The 18,760-nt window shown below is 36.1% G+C and carries 15 protein-coding genes, 1 tRNA gene and 1 pseudogene; 6 read left to right on the top strand and 11 right to left on the bottom strand.

Features of this window, described 5'->3' with window-relative positions; translation table 11 throughout:
- Positions 1-17 precede the first annotated feature (17 nt).
- The 3 genes from BA053_RS00120 to rpmE form a co-directional block, all read right to left on the bottom strand.
- Entirely contained in the window at positions 18-356 is a 339-nt protein-coding gene (locus BA053_RS00120) for a hypothetical protein (protein ID WP_065095291.1), read from the bottom strand.
- Positions 357-671: 315 nt separating this feature from the next.
- Positions 672-1,466, bottom strand: coding sequence for an NAD kinase (locus BA053_RS00115; protein WP_065094418.1), 795 nt, complete (start codon positions 1,464-1,466; stop codon positions 672-674).
- 38 nt (positions 1,467-1,504) lie between these two features.
- Positions 1,505-1,708 carry a 50S ribosomal protein L31 gene (rpmE, locus tag BA053_RS00110; RefSeq protein WP_007548602.1) on the bottom strand — a complete coding sequence of 68 codons (204 nt, stop codon included), beginning with the start codon at positions 1,706-1,708 and terminating at the stop codon, positions 1,505-1,507.
- Positions 1,709-1,836: 128 nt separating this feature from the next.
- Here rpmE and fabD point away from each other — a divergent pair, with 128 nt between their 5' ends.
- Positions 1,837-2,817 (top strand): ACP S-malonyltransferase, encoded by a 981-nt coding sequence (gene fabD / locus BA053_RS00105; protein WP_065094417.1) that lies wholly within the window; start codon positions 1,837-1,839, stop codon positions 2,815-2,817.
- 39 nt (positions 2,818-2,856) lie between these two features.
- On the opposite strand, the gene gpmI is transcribed toward fabD, so the two are convergent.
- From gpmI to purH, 3 genes are all read right to left on the bottom strand, one after another.
- Positions 2,857-4,377, bottom strand: coding sequence for a 2,3-bisphosphoglycerate-independent phosphoglycerate mutase (gene gpmI / locus BA053_RS00100; RefSeq protein ID WP_065106638.1), 1,521 nt, complete (start codon positions 4,375-4,377; stop codon positions 2,857-2,859).
- A 33-nt stretch (positions 4,378-4,410) separates the two neighbouring features.
- Positions 4,411-4,482, bottom strand: a tRNA-Asn gene (locus BA053_RS00095).
- A 116-nt stretch (positions 4,483-4,598) separates the two neighbouring features.
- Positions 4,599-6,119 carry a bifunctional phosphoribosylaminoimidazolecarboxamide formyltransferase/IMP cyclohydrolase gene (purH, locus tag BA053_RS00090; protein ID WP_065094415.1) on the bottom strand — a complete coding sequence of 507 codons (1,521 nt, stop codon included), beginning with the start codon at positions 6,117-6,119 and terminating at the stop codon, positions 4,599-4,601.
- 120 nt (positions 6,120-6,239) lie between these two features.
- Between purH and BA053_RS08750 the strand changes: the two are divergent.
- Positions 6,240-6,390: pseudogene (locus tag BA053_RS08750) on the top strand (WPE palindromic element domain-containing protein); the annotation flags it as partial.
- Positions 6,391-6,477: 87 nt separating this feature from the next.
- Here BA053_RS08750 and fmt read toward each other — a convergent pair.
- The 4 genes from fmt to BA053_RS00070 form a co-directional block, all read right to left on the bottom strand.
- Positions 6,478-7,377: a methionyl-tRNA formyltransferase gene (fmt, locus tag BA053_RS00085; protein WP_065095289.1), complete on the bottom strand. Its 900-nt coding sequence runs from the start codon at positions 7,375-7,377 to the stop codon at positions 6,478-6,480.
- Positions 7,378-7,389: 12 nt separating this feature from the next.
- Positions 7,390-7,755, bottom strand: a complete 366-nt coding sequence (gene rplT, locus BA053_RS00080) for a 50S ribosomal protein L20 (RefSeq protein ID WP_065094413.1) — start codon at positions 7,753-7,755, stop codon at positions 7,390-7,392.
- A 20-nt stretch (positions 7,756-7,775) separates the two neighbouring features.
- Positions 7,776-7,982 (bottom strand): 50S ribosomal protein L35, encoded by a 207-nt coding sequence (rpmI, locus tag BA053_RS00075; RefSeq protein WP_007548610.1) that lies wholly within the window; start codon positions 7,980-7,982, stop codon positions 7,776-7,778.
- 98 nt (positions 7,983-8,080) lie between these two features.
- Positions 8,081-8,524, bottom strand: a complete 444-nt coding sequence (locus BA053_RS00070) for a PAS domain-containing protein (RefSeq protein ID WP_065094412.1) — start codon at positions 8,522-8,524, stop codon at positions 8,081-8,083.
- A gap of 165 nt (positions 8,525-8,689) precedes the next feature.
- On the opposite strand from BA053_RS00070, the gene alaS reads away from it, so the two are divergent.
- Positions 8,690-11,323 carry an alanine--tRNA ligase gene (alaS, locus tag BA053_RS00065; RefSeq protein ID WP_065106637.1) on the top strand — a complete coding sequence of 878 codons (2,634 nt, stop codon included), beginning with the start codon at positions 8,690-8,692 and terminating at the stop codon, positions 11,321-11,323.
- Between the two features lie 590 nt (positions 11,324-11,913).
- Here the strand turns inward: alaS and BA053_RS00060 are convergent.
- The gene (locus BA053_RS00060) at positions 11,914-13,449 is read right to left on the bottom strand and encodes a lysine--tRNA ligase (RefSeq protein WP_065106636.1); all 1,536 of its coding nucleotides are present in this window, start codon (positions 13,447-13,449) and stop codon (positions 11,914-11,916) included.
- Between the two features lie 107 nt (positions 13,450-13,556).
- On the opposite strand from BA053_RS00060, the gene BA053_RS00055 reads away from it, so the two are divergent.
- The 3 genes from BA053_RS00055 to BA053_RS00045 are packed head-to-tail and all read left to right on the top strand — an operon-like array spanning position 13,557 to position 18,759.
- Positions 13,557-13,853 (top strand): type IV secretion system protein VirB3, encoded by a 297-nt coding sequence (locus tag BA053_RS00055; protein ID WP_007548615.1) that lies wholly within the window; start codon positions 13,557-13,559, stop codon positions 13,851-13,853.
- Between the two features lie 9 nt (positions 13,854-13,862).
- Positions 13,863-16,268 (top strand): VirB4 family type IV secretion/conjugal transfer ATPase, encoded by a 2,406-nt coding sequence (locus BA053_RS00050; protein ID WP_065094409.1) that lies wholly within the window; start codon positions 13,863-13,865, stop codon positions 16,266-16,268.
- Positions 16,261-18,759: a TrbL/VirB6 family protein gene (locus BA053_RS00045; RefSeq protein ID WP_065106635.1), complete on the top strand. Its 2,499-nt coding sequence runs from the start codon at positions 16,261-16,263 to the stop codon at positions 18,757-18,759. The genes BA053_RS00050 and BA053_RS00045 overlap by 8 nt, the downstream gene beginning before the upstream one ends.
- Position 18,760 lies beyond the last annotated feature (1 nt).

Genomic DNA, 18,760 nt, shown 5'->3' with positions numbered 1-18,760 from the left:
CCTAGCTATGAGTAGGGTTATGTTAAAGAGGGAATATGCTTGAATTTACTTGTTTCCGGACAACCTCTAAGATTTAACAAATCTCTGCGTTGTAAAGCTGGATTTTTTGACGGAACTGGTGGTGCTCCATCACAATCTTTCTGTCGATTTATAGATGCATAAGTAGGATCCACTTCCTCATCATCTGATTCTTCATGTGACATTCCCTGCACACGTGGTACTACATTCAGTACACTTGAGATAGCATTTCCTGCTTCTTCAGGCGATGGTGGATCTTTTAGTGTTATCTTGCTATTTTCACCTGTTTGTTCGTAAGAAGTTAATTTTACTGTTGATTTTTCGACTGACCCATGCATATTCACTCCAAAGTTAATTACTATGCTGCATTGATTACGCTATAGTTATTAAGATGTAGTAAATACCAATTTACAGATAATGTATCTGTTTAGCAGAGTGGCAAAATAAGGTAGACGAGAAAAGACAACTATAGGAACAAATGGGTGTCATCCCAGTGCCCAGACACTGGGATCCAGAAAATTTGATTGTGTACTATACAACATTTTCGATCAAAAGCTGGATTCCAGTGTCAAGCACTGGAATGACATCACAGGGGCACTGGAATTTTTGTTTCAATATTTGTACATTAGCCATGCATCTGAACAGATACATTATTAGTATAGAAATTGTCTATCAAAGATCCTTTCATTCAGAGGGTAATCTTTGTCAAAAAGCAAAGTTATTGTGTTTTCGTGGTCTTTTTGTATTTTTATCTGTGATATATTATGAAACTCCTTGTAATCTGATACTACAAGTGCTGGACGGTTTTTTGTGTCGTTAATGTCAATTTGTACGATTGTATCGTTTGATATTAATGCTCCATTCCAATGCCTTGGGTAATAGCTATTGATAGAAGTGAGTGCAAGTAAATTTGAATTTAGCGGCAAGATTGGGCCTCCGGCAGAGAAGTTGTATGCAGTGCTGCCTGTGGGAGTAGATAATATTACTCCGTCCCCTCTAAATTTTTCTACTTTTAGCTTATCATTAATAGTAATATTCATTTCTACTATTTGGTTCGCTTTTCTAAAAACATATACTTCGTTTACTGCTATGTAATGATATCTCTTGCCACTTGTGTCTGTTGCTTCCATTTTTAGCAAAGTTAACTGAGTTGAAGTTGCATGCTCTATATGATCAATTAAATCTTCACTGCGGCTAAAGCATTTATTCATCAAAAACCCAACATTGCCAGTGTTTATCCCATACACATGCATGTTTTTATTTTCTATGACGTAATTGTGCAAAGTGCGTAGCATAAAGCCATCACCGCCAACAACTATCAATAGATCGATTTCGGACTTATTTTCTTCTGTTATATTGATAAAATTAAGTTTCTTTAATAGTTTAGATACTTCCTGCGATTTTGGTGATGGAGAAGCAACATAGCCTATATTTTTGTATTTATGCATGCTTCAGTAGACTCTCTAAAACTTAAAGAGGAGGAAAATTAGAAAATGCTTCCATATTTATCGTTAAACTTAGCTAATTTGCTAGTTTTACTTGCTAACCCGCTTGTCAAACTTCCAGTCCATGCAGGGTGAGTAAGAGGATCTCTATCAAGTTTTACCCTATCTCCCTCCTTTCCATAAGTGGAACGAGTTTCAAACTCTTGACCGTCTGTCATAACTATAATAATTTTATGATAATTCATTGTTGTTTATAAACTTTTAGTCAGTTAACATTCTAGTGAACTTAATTCACTAAGTCAATCATTATTCTAAAATATTGACAAAAAATAAATAAAATGTTATACTTAATAAGGAATAAGTAATAATTATCATGATTTTCGCTTTCCCTGGTCAGGGCTCTCAGTTTGTAGGAATGGGAAAGAGCTTATATAGTGAGTTTTCCGTTGCAAGACAAGTATTTAATGAAGTAGATAGCATATTGGGTAGAAAGCTGTCTCATTTAATCTTCAACGGTCCTATTGAAGAATTAACCATTACAGAAAACGCTCAGCCAGCTATAATGGCAGTATCAATTGCAATGCTACGTGTTATGGAGCATGTGTTTGGCAAATCTCTTTTCACTGATCACAATGTTAAATATGTTTGTGGGCATTCAGTTGGCGAATATACAGCGCTGTGTGCTGCAGGAGCGTTAACGCTTGAGTCTGCAATCAAGCTGCTGAAAGTTCGCAGCGAAGCAATGCATGAAGCTTCACTGAAATGTAAAGGCGGAATGGTTGCGTTGCTTGGAGCAGAGATAAATGAAGTGGAAGATATATTGAAATCAGTTCAAATTGACGGAATTTGTGAAATTGCAAACGATAACGGTGGCGGACAAGTGGTTATAAGTGGCACTAGAGAAGCTCTTGAAATGTTACCCGATTTATTCAAAAACTCGAGTGTGAGGAAACTAATTAAATTACAGGTTAGTGGGCCTTTTCATTCATCTCTTATGAAACCTGCTGATGAAAAAGTTTTGGAGTTTTTGAAGGGTATTAAAATAACCCGTCCTATAGTTCCTTTGATATCAAATGTTACAGCTAAAGAGGAGAGTGATCCCAAAGTTATAAAAACTTTACTCGCCAAGCAAGTTGTAAGCAGAGTGAAATGGAGAGAAATGGTTTTGTATATGTCAAGCCGTGGCATTAACAAATTTGTTGAAATTGGCTCTAATAAAGTTTTATCTAATTTGGTCAAAAGAATTGACCAATCTATCAGTACAAAAAATATAGATAGTATTGGTGATATTGACAGCTTCTTTAATGAATCATTAGTACTAACAGCGAAAAATTTAAAAGTTGGATTAAGTTAAAACACATCTATTTGATGTCATTCCGGTGCATAACGCTGCCTAGCTGGAATGACAGAGGGTAATGCAAGAAATCAACGAACTGCCTGTCATTTCATCCGGTTTCTTAATTCCAAGTAGCTGTAAAATAGTAGGGGCAATGTCAGATAACCTTCCGTCTCTTAGTTTTAGATTATTGCAAGACACAATAAATGGCACTTTATTTAGAGTGTGTGCTGTATGAGGTGTATTATTTTCTTCATCGAACATACATTCCACATTACCATGGTCTGCAGTGACAATTAACGCGGTGTTGCTTGACTTTTTAACAGCACTCAGCACTTTTGCAAGACAATCATCTACAGCTAGCACAGCTTTCTCGGCTGCTTTTATATTACCTGTATGCCCTACCATATCAGGATTAGCGTAATTTACAACTATCAGTGCGAATTCTTGGGAGTGAATTTTTTCTACAAGCTTTTCTGTGAGCTCGAAGGCTGACATTTCGGGCTGCAAATCGTAAGTTTGAACTTTTGGTGAGGGAATGAGTATTCTTTCTTCACCAGAGAAAGGTTCTTCTTTTCCACAATTGAAAAAGAAAGTCACATGAGCGTATTTCTCGGTTTCGGCGATACGTAATTGTCGTAATTTATTGTCTTCTATTGTTTGTCCTAGAGTATCAGCGAAAGAAGTAGGAGGAAAAATATAAGAAATTTTGAGATCTTCTTTGTACTTCATCATACTTAAAATTGAAGAGAATTTTGCTACCTTAGCGTAATCTGTTTTGCCAAGCAAAATACTTGCTAATTGTATCATTCGATCAGCACGAAAGTTAGCCAACAGCACTCCATCTTCTGGTTTTATACCTTGATAGTCACCTATTACTGCGGGCCTGATAAACTCATCAGTTATGTTATTTTGATAATTTTCATCAATCAACGATACTGCATTATCATGACAAGGTGCCTTTGCAAATGCGATAGCCTCATAAGCTTCGATTGTTCTCTTCCACCTGTTGTCACGGTCCATAGCATAGTAACGCCCAGAAACAGTAGCAATTCTTGTGTCATTTCCCTTTATACTCTTTGTAAATTCTTGAATGCATTTTTTTCCTGAATTTGGCAATGTGTCTCTGCCATCTAAAAATGCATGTATCACCACTTTTATTCCATGCTGTGATATTTTATTTGCTAAAGTTGAAATATGCTTTTGATGTGAATGAACACCACCATCGGACACCAATCCCATTATATGGCATACTCCGTTCTTACTTTTTAGATCATTAATAAAACTTTGTAGATTTACATTGTTTTCTATTGTTCCAATCTCTTGATTAATGCGCTGAAGGCTTTGTATTACCACTCTACCACTGCCAATATTCATATGGCCAACTTCTGAGTTACCTATTTGACCACCAGGTAACCCCACATCAGTTCCACAGGCGGATAAACTGCATTTTGGATAATTAGAGCTAATATATTGCCAACAGGGTGGATTTGCGTTGCTAATAGCATTGTATTTACTGTTTTCTACTCCATTTCCCCAGCCATCTAGTATACATAAAACGACTGATTTAATGCCCATATAAAATCAACACTAAAATTCAACAGAGAAGAGCTCCCCGGGCCGGATTCGAACCAGCGACCAATTGGTTAACAGCCAACTGCTCTACCACTGAGCTACCGAGGAATAAACTGGTTTCAATTTATCATATTGAGCGCTGATTGTAAACGGTTTTTGTATACAATTATGATCAAAGCAATGTTAAATGCGCGAAAAAGTGTACATTGACATGAGATACAAGCCTAATGAAAAAAGCTACGAATGCCGGTGAAAAACATGGCAATTTTATTTTCATTTGCAGCTTTTATCACATCTTGATCTTTCAGCGAGCCGCCGGGCTGAATTATAGCTGTAATTCCATGTTTTGCACTTTCTACTATGCTATCTGGGAATGGAAAAAATGCATCTGAAGCAAGCACTGCTTCTTTACACTTTTCACCCGCCTTTTTCACTGCAATGTTCACGCTATCTATTCTGCTCGTTTGCCCTGCACCGATACCGACAGCACAACCGTCTTTTGCTATAACTATTGCATTAGATTTCACATGTTTACATATTTTCCAAGCAAAAATAAGATCTTCTTTTTCTTTTTCCGTTGCAGCGTGTTCTGTTACTTGCCTCATTTCTTCTGCTTGTATTGTATGGTTATTATTTTCTTGCACCAAAAACCCGCCAACAACGTTTTTAATTTGGTATTTCACATTTTGTTGGAAAGATTTATGAATAATCACTCTTAAATTTTTCTTTCTTTGTAAAATTTTTAGTGCCTCATTGTTTACCGATGGTGCTATCACTACTTCCAAAAATATCTCGTTTAATTTTTCTGCTAGCTTTAAATCTATCTCCCGATTTAAGGCAACTATACCACCAAAACTGCTTACTTCATCACACGATAGAGCTTTTTTATATGCCTCCAAAGCATTATCACCAACAGCAGCGCCACACGGGTTATTGTGCTTGATTATCACTGCTGCAGGTTCTTCAAATTCAGAAATTATGTTAAGTGCGGACTCTATATCTACTATATTATTATAACTCAACTCTTTCCCATGTATTTTTTCCAGCGGATATTTGGTGAATTGATTGCTATAAAATGCAGCTTTTTGATGAGGATTTTCACCATACCTGAGTTCTTGTACTTTATGTCCATATAGTGCAAAAAACTCTGGTAATTCATTATTCTTACTCTGGGATAAAAACCAACTGTGAATATTAGAATCATAGTGTGCAGTGAGAGCAAATGCTTTGGTTGCTAAGTGTTTTCTATATTCCAATGGTGTTTCATTGTTATTTTTTATCATCTCAGCTTTTAGTGCTTCATAGTCTTGAATGCTAGAAATAACTGAAGTAAAACGAAAATTTTTTGCTGCAGCTCTAATTAACGCCACTCCTCCGATATCAATTTGTTCTATAATTTGCTCTTCATTTGAGCCGCTACTTACTGTCTCCCAAAATGGGTATAGGTTAGTTATAAGCAGGTCTATTGGCTCAATTTCTAGATCTTGCACTTCTTTTTTGTGCTTTTCTCGATCATAAAGTATTCCTCCATGAATTTTAGGGTGTAAAGTTTTTACTCTACCACCTAGTATCTCTGGAAATTGTGTGTAATCTGAGACCTCTTGTGTTTTTATTCCGGCATCAGATAGTGCTTTATAAGTATTTCCCGTTGAAAGCATTTCTATTTGTTGCTGCATTAAAAACGATGCAAGATCAATTATATTCGTTTTATCGTATACTGATATTAAAGCTCTTTTTATTTTCATTTTTATATGGAAAGTTTTTTAAGATTATATCTAAGAAAAGAAAATTTGTCTATATATAGCTACTACGTCATACCGCCGCGGTATCCACAACTGTACGAACATTGTGATACAAGAGACCAAGAAAGATGTCACCCAGTCTGGGATCCAGAAAACTTCACTTTAAATGAGCACACCAGGTGGCTGTACAATAGAAACTGGATTCCAGACTGGAATGACACCATCTACTACTCAAATTACCTGCAAATTGCAATGTTCGTACACCAAAACGCGGTATCTTGTTGTAGATTCCGCTAACAAGCAGCGGAATACCAAATTGTAGAAGTTGCTTTAGCCCTCCTAACCTTTCCTTCAAAGCAGTCTATTCTATAAATTTTTTTACCATGCTTGATTTCAAACCACGAATAAAATCTTCAATACTACAAGGATTTCTTCCTTCCATTTGTACAACTTTAGGAATTAAAATGCCACCTTTTAAACTTATGTGCATATTATCGTTAACAATCTCACCTTGTTCTGAAGCGAAAGCTTCAAAGTCAGCATCAAGTATCCTGATACGTTTATTCTCTATCTTGATAAACGCTTTTGGGTAAAACGCTTTAACCTTTCTATAAGCAACTTCACAGGCATCACTTGCATAAATTTTATAGTCTTCCACTTTGTCAGCGTAACATGCATCGTTATCGTTCTGTTTTAAGGGAAGCTGTTTTTCAATTTCGTTTAGCACTTTCAGCAGTAAATCACTGCCTAGCTTAGATAATTTATCATGCAATGTCTTGTAATTATCGTTCTTTTCGATAAGAAATTTTTCCTGTTTTAAAATAGGGCCGGAATCTAATCCTTCATCCAATTGCATAATGCTAACCCCGGTTTCTTGATCTCCTGCTAAAATTGTGTGCTGTATCGGGGCTGCACCACGCCACCTTGGTAGTAATGAAGGATGAATATTAATACAACCATATTTTGGAATATTCAAAATTTCTCTTGGAAGTATCAATCCATACGCGGCAACAACCGCAACGTCTGGCTTGAAATTTCTAAATTTTTCTTGCTCTGCCGAGAACTTTAGAGAGATAGGAGTACATACCTCTATGTTACTTTCTTCAGCGATAACATGTACTGGAGATTTCATTGGCTTCTGTCCACGCCCCGAAGGTTTTGGAGCCTTGGTGTATACTGCCACCACTTCGCTCTTTGATTTCAGTAACAAGCTCAGAGAATTAACAGCAAATCCTGGTGATCCCATGAAAATAATTCTCATGGTGTTTTTGCTTTAAGAATTCTCCGCTAATTTACCACTTACAGTTTCTACTAATTTGGCAAAATCATCCTTATAACTAACTGCCATCTCAGCAAGAATTTTTCTATTTAAATCAATGCCGGCAAGTGTAAGACCATGCATAAACCTACCATAAGTAAGCCCATGCTCTCTTGCTGCTGCATTAATACGTATTATCCATAAGCTACGGAAATCACGTTTACGGGTTCTTCTGTCTCTGTAAGCATATTGCAGTGCTTTTTCAACTCTCTGTAATGCAATTCTATAACAGCTTTTTGCACGTCCTCTATAACCCTTTGCTAGTTTCAATATTTTTTTATGACGAGCGTGAGTAGTGACTCCACGTTTTACCCGAGCCATTTTATTTTACCTCCATTTTGTTAAATACCGTAAGGCATATGAAGCTTAACTATACGCGAGTCAGATTTACCAAGAATCGTTGTACCGCGCTGATTACGAATATTAGATTTACTTCTCTTTACCATGCCATGCCTTTTGCCTGACTGAGTAGAAATAACTTTACCCTTAGCTGTAAGGTGAAAGCGCTTTTTCACAGAAGATTTGGTTTTTAATTTTATTTTCTTCATATTCCAAATAAATTTACAAGCACTACTATTGAGTTCTTTAATAGTAATTAAGCATTAGTATAAATAATTTTATTAAAGAATCAAATTAAAATTGTATATTAAAGGAGTTTAAAAGTAATTACGCCCAATATGTGTGTTATACCTTCTTTATTCCCAAGTGGCAACAATACTTGCCTCATTTTAACACTTTCACTTTCTTCCTCTTCATTGATCGGGCATTTACTCTCTATTACAGTATCAAGTTTATCAATAACTGCATCTATTTTATATAGTCGCAAAAATGGTGCATCAATTGCATACTTATTATCAATGCGCGTCTTTTTCTCAAAACCATAGAATTCAACAGCCTTTTCTCCTGCATTTTCACAAATATAACCTTGATCCTTGACTTCAATGACAAAACAATGCTGCCATGATTCCATTATTTCTGCAGTGTCTATTTCATGCCTTTCTGGCCAATCTCTGTCTGATCGTTTTATGTCATTCCAGTGTTGAGTCACCACATTTGCTATTCTTTTTTCTTTGCCTACATAAATTTCCATTCCAATTTCCACATATAAAACACAGATATGAGGTAAATTTATCGTGAATATATTGATTTTTTCTTACCACAAGGTGCATGTCACTAGAAGTTCTGAGATCTAGAGAGTGGTATTGATTTTATTTCCATTACAACTTATTATTTATAGATAACCTCAATAAAAACGATGAAGCTAAACGAAATCAGAGAAAGATTTATAAAATTTTTTGTAAATAATGACCACGAGCAGGTTTCTTCTTCTCCTTTGATTCCAGAACATGACCCAACGCTCATGTTCACAAATGCTGGTATGGTGCAGTTTAAAAATATTTTTACTGGTGCTCAAAAAACTGAAATGAAACGTGCTGTCTCAAGTCAAAAGTGCTTAAGAGCAGGCGGTAAACACAATGATCTGGAAAATGTTGGCTATACAACTCGGCATCACACATTTTTTGAAATGCTCGGAAATTTTAGCTTCGGTGATTACTTTAAGGAAACTGCGATAGAATTTGCGTGGGAATTTATCACTAAAGAGTTATCTCTTGATAGAAACAGACTATCCATAACCGTCTACCATACTGATGATGAGGCGTACGAGATTTGGCGTAAGATAAGTGGCTTTTCAAGTGATAAAATCATAAGAATTACAACGGATGATAACTTTTGGAGTATGGGAAGCACTGGTCCGTGCGGTCCATGTTCTGAAATTTTTTATGACCATGGGAGTCCTAATTTACAAGAGGGCGATAGAATTGTTGAAATCTGGAATCTGGTATTCATGGAGTTTAACAAAGATGAAGAAGGTAATTTACACAAATTGCCAAAAAAATGCATCGATACTGGAATGGGCCTTGAAAGAATAGCGGCTGTTATGCAAAACGTCCATGATAACTATGATATTGATCTATTTTCTGCTCTGATAAGTAAATCACAAGAGTACTGTGGAAGAACGGAAAATAAAATAGCGCATAAGATCATAGCAGATCATCTTCGCGCGGCTGCATTTCTCATCGCAGAAGGAGTGCTTCCTGGAAATGAGGGCAGGAATTACGTATTACGCAGATTAATTAGGAGAGCCACACGTTATATTCACCTGCTTGGATATAATGATTCCCTACTCCATCGTATTTTTCCAGTGTTGATAGATAGCACGAGTTCGGCTTATATGGGAGCTGAATTAGTCAGAGCTAAAAGCTTAATAGAAACGACGTTAAAATCAGAGGAAGAAAACTTTAAAGACACTTTGATGAAAGGTATCAATCTCCTGGAGAAATTCACTACAGATTTAAAATCGGGCGATACTTTGCCTGGAGAATCAGCGTTTAAGCTATATGACACCTACGGATTTCCTTTGGATATTACACTTGATATTTTAAAAGAGAAAAAAATAAATTTTGACCAGAAGGGTTTTGATGATGCAATGGGAGAACAAAAAGAGAGAGCACGTGCTAAATGGGCTGGATCTGGTGAAAAATCTGTTGAGCAAGTATGGTTTGATTTGATCAATAAATTTGGCAAAACAAAATTTGTTGGTTATGAGTTCAATGAAGTAAGTGATGCGAAAATACTAGCTATAGTTTCCTCTAAAAATGAAGTAATTGATTCTGCAAAGGAGGGAGAAAAGATAACCATTATACTTGATAAAACACCTTTTTATGGCGAGTCAGGTGGACAAGTGGGAGATACTGGCAGTCTGATCAAACCTGGTAGAAGTATTATTATAGTCGAGAATACCAATAAGGTTAATGACCTATATTTGCACAGATGCATAGTTAAATCTGGCTCAATGTGTAAAGGTGACACAGTTACAGCAAGCATAGATAAGGAAAGAAGGCAAGCCTTAAGAAGAAATCATTCAGCTACACACCTTTTGCACTTTGTATTGAGAAAAATCTTGGGTGATCATGTCACTCAAAAAGGTTCCCTAGTTGCACCGGATAAGTTACGATTTGACTTTAGTCATAACACTCAAGTTACTCAGGATCAGCTATTCTTAGTAGAAGATATGGTAAACTCTCTAATCAGAGAAAACCTTTCTACGTCTACAAAAATTCAGAGCATGAATCAGGCAATAGACGAAGGAGCTATGGCGTTATTCGGTGAAAAATATGGCAACCAAGTAAGAGTAGTGAAGATTGGAGATTCAAGGGAACTGTGTGGTGGCACACACGTTGAACATACTGGAGAAATTGGTTTGTTTAAGATAGTAACAGAGAGTTCTGTTGCTTTTGGAGTGAGGAGAATTGAAGCTTTAACTGGTCAGGAAGCAATCAATTATGTACGTGATAATGAAATTAACTTAAAAAAAGTTGCAGAATTCGTAAAAGCGCCAGTGAGTGAAATAACAAGCAGATTAAGTATTTTAAGTCAAGAACACAAAAAATCCGAAACCAAAATAAAAAACCTATATAAAAAGCTTGTGAGTGCAGAGAATATAAAAAGCACCGAAATAAATGGAATAAATTTTATAAGCCACACTTTCACTGATATTCCAGCAAATGTAATAAGAGAGTTTGTTTTGCAGCAACAAAAACCAAAAACGGTAATAGCTTTTACGGCAACAGAAAAAGATAAAACAGTCTTGATTATTAAAGTAAGTAAAGACTTAATCAATAAGATTAGCGCAAAAGAACTAATATCCATAGCAGTTAAAAAGAACTGTGGTGGGAATGCTGAACTTGCACAAACAGGCTGTGATAGCAATAAAATAAATGATGCCATTACAGCCATTTATAGCAAAATAACAGCTTCTAAGCACTCTACGTCATACCACCACGAACCGTCATACCGCCGCGGCGCTAACAAGCAGCGGGATACTTAACCATCGTCTACACCGTCATACCGCGATTCATTCGCGGTATCTCAGCCGCTAACAAGAGATCCCGCTAACAAGCAGCGGGATGACGATTGTCGTTTAGCTACAAACATTAAGAAATTTACCAAGCGAAAAAAAAGGCAAAAGAAGCCCCATGGTTAACTAGTTATTTATATGTACTTCAAAATATTGGCGTTTTTTATTCTAAACGCTGCGATTCAGCCGCTTTTAAATGCGACTAACCTAAATTACAAACGTTAAGAAATTTACTGAGTGAAAAAAAAGGCAAAAAAACCCTAGGGTAGCTAGCATTCAAATTCTCCCTTGTTCTATTTGACGTCTTTTGATGTCTTGAACGCTTTATAAGCGCGTTTCTGCTTGTATAGGTAGAAACCTAAAAGTTTTATAAAGACATGAGGTGCACATAGTGCAAAAAATTAAGCATGATTTACGCCAAATACAAAGTTCCCTTTGTCGTTTTAATCTGCAGATTGTGAAGATAAATAAATAGCTTCATCTTTATGATAAGAGGGCTGGCGGAGGGTGTCAAGGAATTCTTATTAAAACTAAAGAGCTCAAATGAAAGAAGGTAAACTTTAAAGTATACATTTAATAGCGCTTTCTATGAGAGAAATCGTATTATCTATTCCATAAAGCTTTATGAAAGATCCCATTCTTGGACCGGTTTTTTGGCCAAGTAATGCTTCATATAATAGCTGAAACCAATCACGTAAGTTGGTGTAATCATATTTTTTTCCAATAAAAAATACCTGAGATTGAATTTCTTCAGCAGTAGCAGTTATAGATAGAGAATGTAAAGTGTCCTTCAAATCTAGTAACGCTTCTTTCTCTTTTTCATTTGGAGTTTTATACGATTTTGTTGGCTTGATAAAATCGTGGTAATACTTTACTGCAAAGTCTGAAAGTCTATCAAGCATTTTATTATTTTCTGGTGTAACGTTCGGTGCATAAGAGGATATAAAACCCCATAGGATCTCTTTGTTCTCGGCGTTGCAAGCCGCTGCTAGGTTTAAAAGTAGTGAGAAATTTATGCCTGAAGTTTCTATATTGGGAACATTGCCCTGGTGAATGTGCCAAGCAGGATTATTTATATCCTTTTCTTTGTTCTCATTATAACGCTTAACAAACTCTAGATACTCATCAGTTGATTTTGGTATCACATCAAAATATAAACGTTTAGCTTTTTTAGGACTCTGAAAAATGTACAATGCTAAGCTCTCTGTTGGTGCGTAAGTTAACCACTCTTCAATTGAAATGCCATTTCCTTTTGATTTTGATATTTTCTTTCCTTCTTTATCAAGGAAAAGCTCGTAGCAAAACAGAAGTGGTGGCTTTTCTCCAAGTATTTCACATATTTGACTTGAAAGCACAGCAGATGGAGTTAAATCTTTTCCGTGAGCTTCGTAATTTACTCCAAATGCGGCCCACCTCATTCCCCAATCAGGTTTCCATTGCAGTTTACATTTTCCTTTTGTCACTGGAACTTCTATTTTTTCCCCGTTTGGGTCTTCATATGTGATTGTTCCTTTCTCTGTATTTGTTTCAATTACTGGAACTTGTAAAACTTGAGAAGTTTTTGGGCATATTGGCAAGAATGGACTATAAGTCTGCTGTCTTTCTTCCCGAAATGATGGAAGCATTACGTCCATCACTTTATCATAATTTTTCAGTAAGAGTAAAAGTTTTTCATCGTAAACGCCAGATTTATAACACTCTGTTGCACTCCTGAACTCGTATTCAAATTCAAACATATCAAGAAATTTACACAACAATGAATTCATATGATGACCATAACTCTGATGAGTGCCAAATGGATCAGGTATCATAGTCAATGGTTTATTTAAGTGCTCTCTTAGCATCTCTTGATTTGGCACATTATCTGGTATTTTTCGCAAACCATCCATATCATCTGAAACTGCAATGATTTTGGTTTTTATACCAGGAGCTATTTTTTTTAATGCATTTACAATAACTGTAGTGCGGAAAACCTCTCCAAAGGTTCCTATGTGGGGTAAACCAGAGGGTCCATAACCAGTTTCAAATATTATTTCTTTTTTATTAGGAAACTCTTGCAATATTTTTTCTGCTTCTTGAAATGGCCAACTTGTCATTATCGGGATTAAATAATGTATCTTGACTTAAAGTGCTACTAGTTTCAATGGATTTTTAATATAATGATATAGTATTAGTGTAGAGCTATTATTAGAAGGTTAAAGATATGTCCACAGGTAGTATACAAACAGATCAATTATTCAAAGGTCTTACAAGACCTGCAATGCTCTTTGGTGTGAGTTATATGTTTGCAATATTAAACGTCCTGATTTGCATGCTAATTTTCATTAATTCAAATGATTTGAGAGTGATTCTCTTAATGTTACCAGGTATACATGGACTTGGTTATATAGCTTCTGCAAAAGAACCGTTGTTTATTGAATTATTTATGGTAAAATTAGGAAAGTGCTCGAAATGTTTAAATCGTTTTTATCATGGAGCCAATTCTTATGATATTGCTTAACGTTGTGTGATGCTGAGGTTTAGGGCTGTTCAATCAAAGAATAAATCTACTCTGAGCAGGGAAGTTCACGCTGCTGAATTTATTCCTTATTCTTGCTATTGGAATAGCACAACCTTGATGACAAAAGAAAATTGGTTGGTTAAGGTTATAAAATTAAGTGGCTTTGCATTTGAAACCGCCGATGACGAGGATTTAGTAATACAAAATAATATCAGGAACCAGATGCTAAGAAGCATTTCATCTCCAGCATTTAGTTTGTATTTTCATACTATCAGACGTAAGAAAAATATTTTTTCTGATGAATTTGCAAGTCAAGGTTTGCCGAATTTTTTCGCTAATCACGTAAATCTAAAATGGAGAGAAAAACATGCAACAAGGCAATCATTTATTAATGACCTATACATTACGATTATCCGTAGAGCGGACACAAAAGGAGTAGAATTTTTGTCACATCTACTAAAAAAATTCGGACATGTAACTTCAAAACATGCTTGGGAAAGTGATATACGTGCCACGTATGAAGATTTAGAGGAAACGACAAATCGTGTGGTGACAAGCCTTAGAAATTATTCGCCTAAAATTCTTGGAGTAAAAGAAACTCCAGGTGGTTTGTTCTGTGAAATAATGGAGTTTCTATCTAGAATTGTAAATTGTGGCTTCGTTACAAATACGCTTTTTCCGCTAAGAACTGAAATATCAAGATACTTACCAATACATAGGTTATTCTTTGGCCGTAAAATGATACAGGTTGTGACTCATAATGAGAGTAAATATGCTGGAATAGTTAGTATAAAAGAGTATGGAAATAATACTTCTGCAGGAATGCTTGATTCATTTTTACAACTTCCTTACGAGTTTATAATTACGCAATCTTTTCAATTTACAAATAGGCAAATGGCGATTGGAAAAATGCAGATACAGCAAAATCGAATGATACAGTCTGCAGATAAAGCTATTTCTCAAATAGCAGAAATTTCTCAAGCACTTGATGACGCAATGAGTGGTAAGATTGCGTTTGGTCACCATCACCTGACTATTTTATGTATAGCAAAAAGTCCTAAATCATTGGATAACGCTCTGTCATTGGTAGAATCTGAGCTTTCTAATTGCGGTGTTTACCCTATTCGCGAAAGAGTTAACCTTGAACCAGCATTTTGGGCGCAAATTCCTGGTAATTTCGATTATATAGTGAGAAAAGCTACAATAAGTAGTCTTAATTTGGCTGGATTTGCATCTCAACATAATTATCCTACTGGCAGTAAATTCAATAACCACTGGGGAGATGCCGTTACAGTTTTTGACACGACATCTGGTACTCCATTTTTTTTCAACTTTCATATAAGGGATGTTGGACACACTATGATAATTGGCCCAACTGGTGCTGGTAAAACTGTTTTAATGAATTTCCTGTGTGCCCAAGCAATGAAGTTTTCTCCAAGGATATTCTTTTTTGATAAAGATCACGGTGCAGAGATTTTTTTGAGAGCACTTAGTGGTATTTATACTGTAATAGAACCAAGAACTAAAACAAATTTTAATCCTTTGCAACTTGATGACACCTCTGATAATAGAACGTTTTTAATGGAGTGGATAAAGTCTTTAATTTCGGTATATAATGATAAATTTACTTCAGAAGATATTGCACGGATTAATGATGCAATTGAAGGAAATTTTAAATTAAGAAAAGAAGACAGGTTCTTGAGAAACCTCGTACCGTTTTTAGGGCTTGCAGGTCCTGATACTCTAGCTGGGGCAATATCTATGTGGCATGATAATGGTTCTCATGCTGCAATATTTGACAATAAAGAAGATTTGCTAGATTTTTCACGAGCAAGAGTATTTGGTTTTGAGATGGCTAGCTTGCTAAAAGATCCCGTTGCTCTTGGACCGGTCTTGATTTATTTATTTCATAGGATTAGTATATCTCTTGATGGCACTCCATCTATTATCGTTCTTGATGAGGCATGGGCGTTAATAGATAATCCAGTTTTTGCACCCAAGATAAAAGACTGGTTGAAGGTACTGAGAAAACTAAATGCTTTTGTAATTTTTGCTACTCAGAGTGTTGAGGATGCAAGTAAAAGTGCTATTAGCGATACGCTTGTACAACAAACAGCAACACAGATTTTTTTACCAAATCTGAAAGCTACTAGTGTCTATCGGGATGTTTTTATGTTAACTGAACGTGAGTATATATTAATTAAGCACACAGATCCAAGTACTAGATTCTTTTTGGTGAAACAAGGAGTCAATGCTGTAGTAGCTAGAATAGACTTAAAAGACTTAGATGATATAATCAACGTATTATCTGGACGTGCAGAAAGTGTTCTATTGTTACACGATATATTAAATGAAGTTGGGGACAACCCAAAAGTATGGTTGCCTATATTTTATCAGAAGGTAAAAAATGTTTAAGACTAAGCTGTCATTGCTATTAATTGCGATATTTTTACTAAATATAGACTTTTTACTCTCATATCCAGTGCTTGCAGATGGAGTAAGTGGTACTGACAAGACGGAATTTGTTAGTAGATTTAATTCTACTGGCAGCTTCAATCGTGCCTCTAATCCTGATTGTGGAGCGTTTAAAACGGCTGCGGCACTTGCTGGAATAGCGATTGCTGTTGGTGCAATATTTACTAGTATTGTTTTGATCGTTTCTTCTGCTGGTTTATTTACTGCTCTTGTCATTGTTGGAATGATAGCTGCAATTGTTGGAGTTTGGAAGGCGATAGGAGGACTTGTTGTTTGTGAGCATAGTTTTGTTAGACACCCAGTTGCGCGTGATCATAATGGAAAGTATAAGGATTTCGGATTCTCAAAATCAGAACACTCAAAATATTCAGAGTGCACAAATAAGAATTACCAAAAGGAAGATGAATATTTTAAATGTTTTGATAAGGAAAATGGATCAATAGAAGGAGGTAAAAATATAGAGAAAGGTATTTTAAACTCCATACCTGACCAAAATGCTGGTGGTTATTACTGGCCAAAAAACGGTGTGCAATACAGTGAATATATAGAAGTATGTCATCGAAACCCTTTAACGTTTGGCAATCTTTTTGGTGGTATAGACTTTGATGTAAGAGAGAAAGATACTGGATATGTAGATGGGTCATGGTCCCCGAAGGTTGATGGTGAGCTGAAATGTGAAGTTCTTAAAGCTGGACAGAGCAAAACCATACATGGAGCTACATTCAAAGCAGTGAGAAAAACGGGCAGATTATGTGTGGAGTTAGCCAGTGTTAGCATGCTTGGTATCGAAATGACTCCTTGGCCGCAAGGGGTTGATATGGGGTGCACGGAATTGCCACCTGACCCACTTGCTCCTATGTGTGAAAAATCTGTGATGATATTCAAAAATAAAGATGGTACAGGAGAGGAAAAAGTTCCTATTGGTAATAATGATGACTATAAAACTATTATCAGATCTAAAGAAAAAAGACTCAACGGACAAGGGGGGAAAATTTTTGTAGGTTATGATAATGCTGGCTGTTTTAGCTCGTATGTCTCTGAAGCTTGCTATAATCAGGCAGGGAGTAAATCATTAGCTCCTATTCCCATCACTTCTATGATAGTGCAATGCATTAAGGAATCGTTAGATAATTTAGTGGCAGGTATTGATTCAAGTGGCAGCTCACTTAAGGGTAAAAATGGACATAACAAGGGCAGTTTCTTGTCTGTAGCACAGAAAAGACTGAAAAACACTGTAACTGCTGTTTTGATTTTAGCTTTAATACTGTTCTCTATAAAAGCCATGTCTGGTGGAGTTCAGAGGCCTCAAGAAATGTATATGTTGATCATAAAATTCGCTTTAGTGATTTACTTCACAACAGGCAGTACCATGTCTCATTATTATGGAGAATTAACTCGTCTCTCAAATGGTTTGTCAGAGATAGTGCTAAAAGCATCATCTGAAAGTAAAGGCATATGTAATTATAAGGCAGGTACAGATTATGAATATACTCGTGCAGGAAAGAGGGTATCTTACAGTTATCTTGCACCTTGGGATAGGCTTGATTGTAGAATTTTATTTTATTTAGGTGCCCCTTTAGATGGAATTGGTGGCAAAATTGGTACTGGAGGTGTTGCAACGTTAGCAGTCTTGCTTGGTGCTGCTCCTGTCTTATTAGTTGCAGGTTCGGTAATCGGTATTATTTTTGCTGGTGGACAGATTTTAATAGCTCTTGTTGCTATATTTATGGCCATTTTGCTGATGATGGTTATTTTGTGGCTGTGCTATGTATTTATTTTATCTCTAGTTGCTTTGAGTGTAATCATCATTTTATCACCTTTGTTCATCCCTATGGTTTTATTCCAACACACCAAAGGATATTTTGACGGCTGGGTAAGAGAATTGATCACCTATAGCTTATACCCGGTTATCCTTTTTGCGTTTTTGTCTTTTATGTTTATAGCATGTGATAAAATCTATTATAAAAATTTAAATTTTGAACCGGATAAGTCATATGAAAATAACCAAGCAAAACCCTCAGCTAGTAAGAAAAAACAGTGGTTTAAATTGAGAGATGGGGAATGTGATAACAATGAAACTACTCTTGCATGTATGATGCAAAATTATAGCTTTAAAAAGAGCAGCATACTTGGTCTATTTGATTTTACATACATGGAATTTGGCAGCTCTCTCATCGGAGAATTATTAAAATTGTGTTTAGTATTATTCCTCTTTTACCACTTTTTAAACATTCTTCCTGGCATGGCTGCCGAACTTGCTGGTAACCATAGAGCAGCACTTGGCTCAGGTCAGACACCTGGACAAATGGTGGGCAAAGCTTTATCTGCTGCCAAAGCTGCTGCTGCTAAGAAGTTGAGTGGTGGAGACAAGAGTAAATCTCGAGGTTCTGGTTCTAGTAGCTCCGAGAGTGTTAACAAAAGCACTGAATGAG

Source organism: Wolbachia endosymbiont of Nomada ferruginata, from assembly GCF_001675785.1.
Taxonomy (GTDB): domain Bacteria; phylum Pseudomonadota; class Alphaproteobacteria; order Rickettsiales; family Anaplasmataceae; genus Wolbachia; species Wolbachia pipientis.
Note: the sequence above shows the minus strand (reverse complement) of the source record. Positions and strands in the feature narration are given on the sequence as shown.

What these genes read in the sequence shown, in the direction of transcription:
- fabD (WP_065094417.1), top strand. Translation starts at nt 1,837, where the DNA reads ATGATTTTCGCTTTCCCTGGTCAGGGCTCTCAGTTTGTAGGAATGGGA.
- rpmI (WP_007548610.1), bottom strand. Translation starts at nt 7,982, where the DNA reads ATGAAGAAAATAAAATTAAAAACCAAATCTTCTGTGAAAAAGCGCTTT.
- BA053_RS00070 (WP_065094412.1), bottom strand. Translation starts at nt 8,524, where the DNA reads ATGGAAATTTATGTAGGCAAAGAAAAAAGAATAGCAAATGTGGTGACT.
- alaS (WP_065106637.1), top strand. Translation starts at nt 8,690, where the DNA reads ATGAAGCTAAACGAAATCAGAGAAAGATTTATAAAATTTTTTGTAAAT.
- BA053_RS00115 (WP_065094418.1), bottom strand. Translation starts at nt 1,466, where the DNA reads ATGCATAAATACAAAAATATAGGCTATGTTGCTTCTCCATCACCAAAA.
- BA053_RS00050 (WP_065094409.1), top strand. Translation starts at nt 13,863, where the DNA reads ATGCTGAGGTTTAGGGCTGTTCAATCAAAGAATAAATCTACTCTGAGC.
- rplT (WP_065094413.1), bottom strand. Translation starts at nt 7,755, where the DNA reads ATGGCTCGGGTAAAACGTGGAGTCACTACTCACGCTCGTCATAAAAAA.
- fmt (WP_065095289.1), bottom strand. Translation starts at nt 7,377, where the DNA reads ATGAGAATTATTTTCATGGGATCACCAGGATTTGCTGTTAATTCTCTG.
- gpmI (WP_065106638.1), bottom strand. Translation starts at nt 4,377, where the DNA reads ATGGGCATTAAATCAGTCGTTTTATGTATACTAGATGGCTGGGGAAAT.
- rpmE (WP_007548602.1), bottom strand. Translation starts at nt 1,708, where the DNA reads ATGAATTATCATAAAATTATTATAGTTATGACAGACGGTCAAGAGTTT.
- BA053_RS00045 (WP_065106635.1), top strand. Translation starts at nt 16,261, where the DNA reads ATGTTTAAGACTAAGCTGTCATTGCTATTAATTGCGATATTTTTACTA.
- purH (WP_065094415.1), bottom strand. Translation starts at nt 6,119, where the DNA reads ATGAAAATAAAAAGAGCTTTAATATCAGTATACGATAAAACGAATATA.
- BA053_RS00120 (WP_065095291.1), bottom strand. Translation starts at nt 356, where the DNA reads ATGCATGGGTCAGTCGAAAAATCAACAGTAAAATTAACTTCTTACGAA.
- BA053_RS00060 (WP_065106636.1), bottom strand. Translation starts at nt 13,449, where the DNA reads ATGACAAGTTGGCCATTTCAAGAAGCAGAAAAAATATTGCAAGAGTTT.
- BA053_RS00055 (WP_007548615.1), top strand. Translation starts at nt 13,557, where the DNA reads ATGTCCACAGGTAGTATACAAACAGATCAATTATTCAAAGGTCTTACA.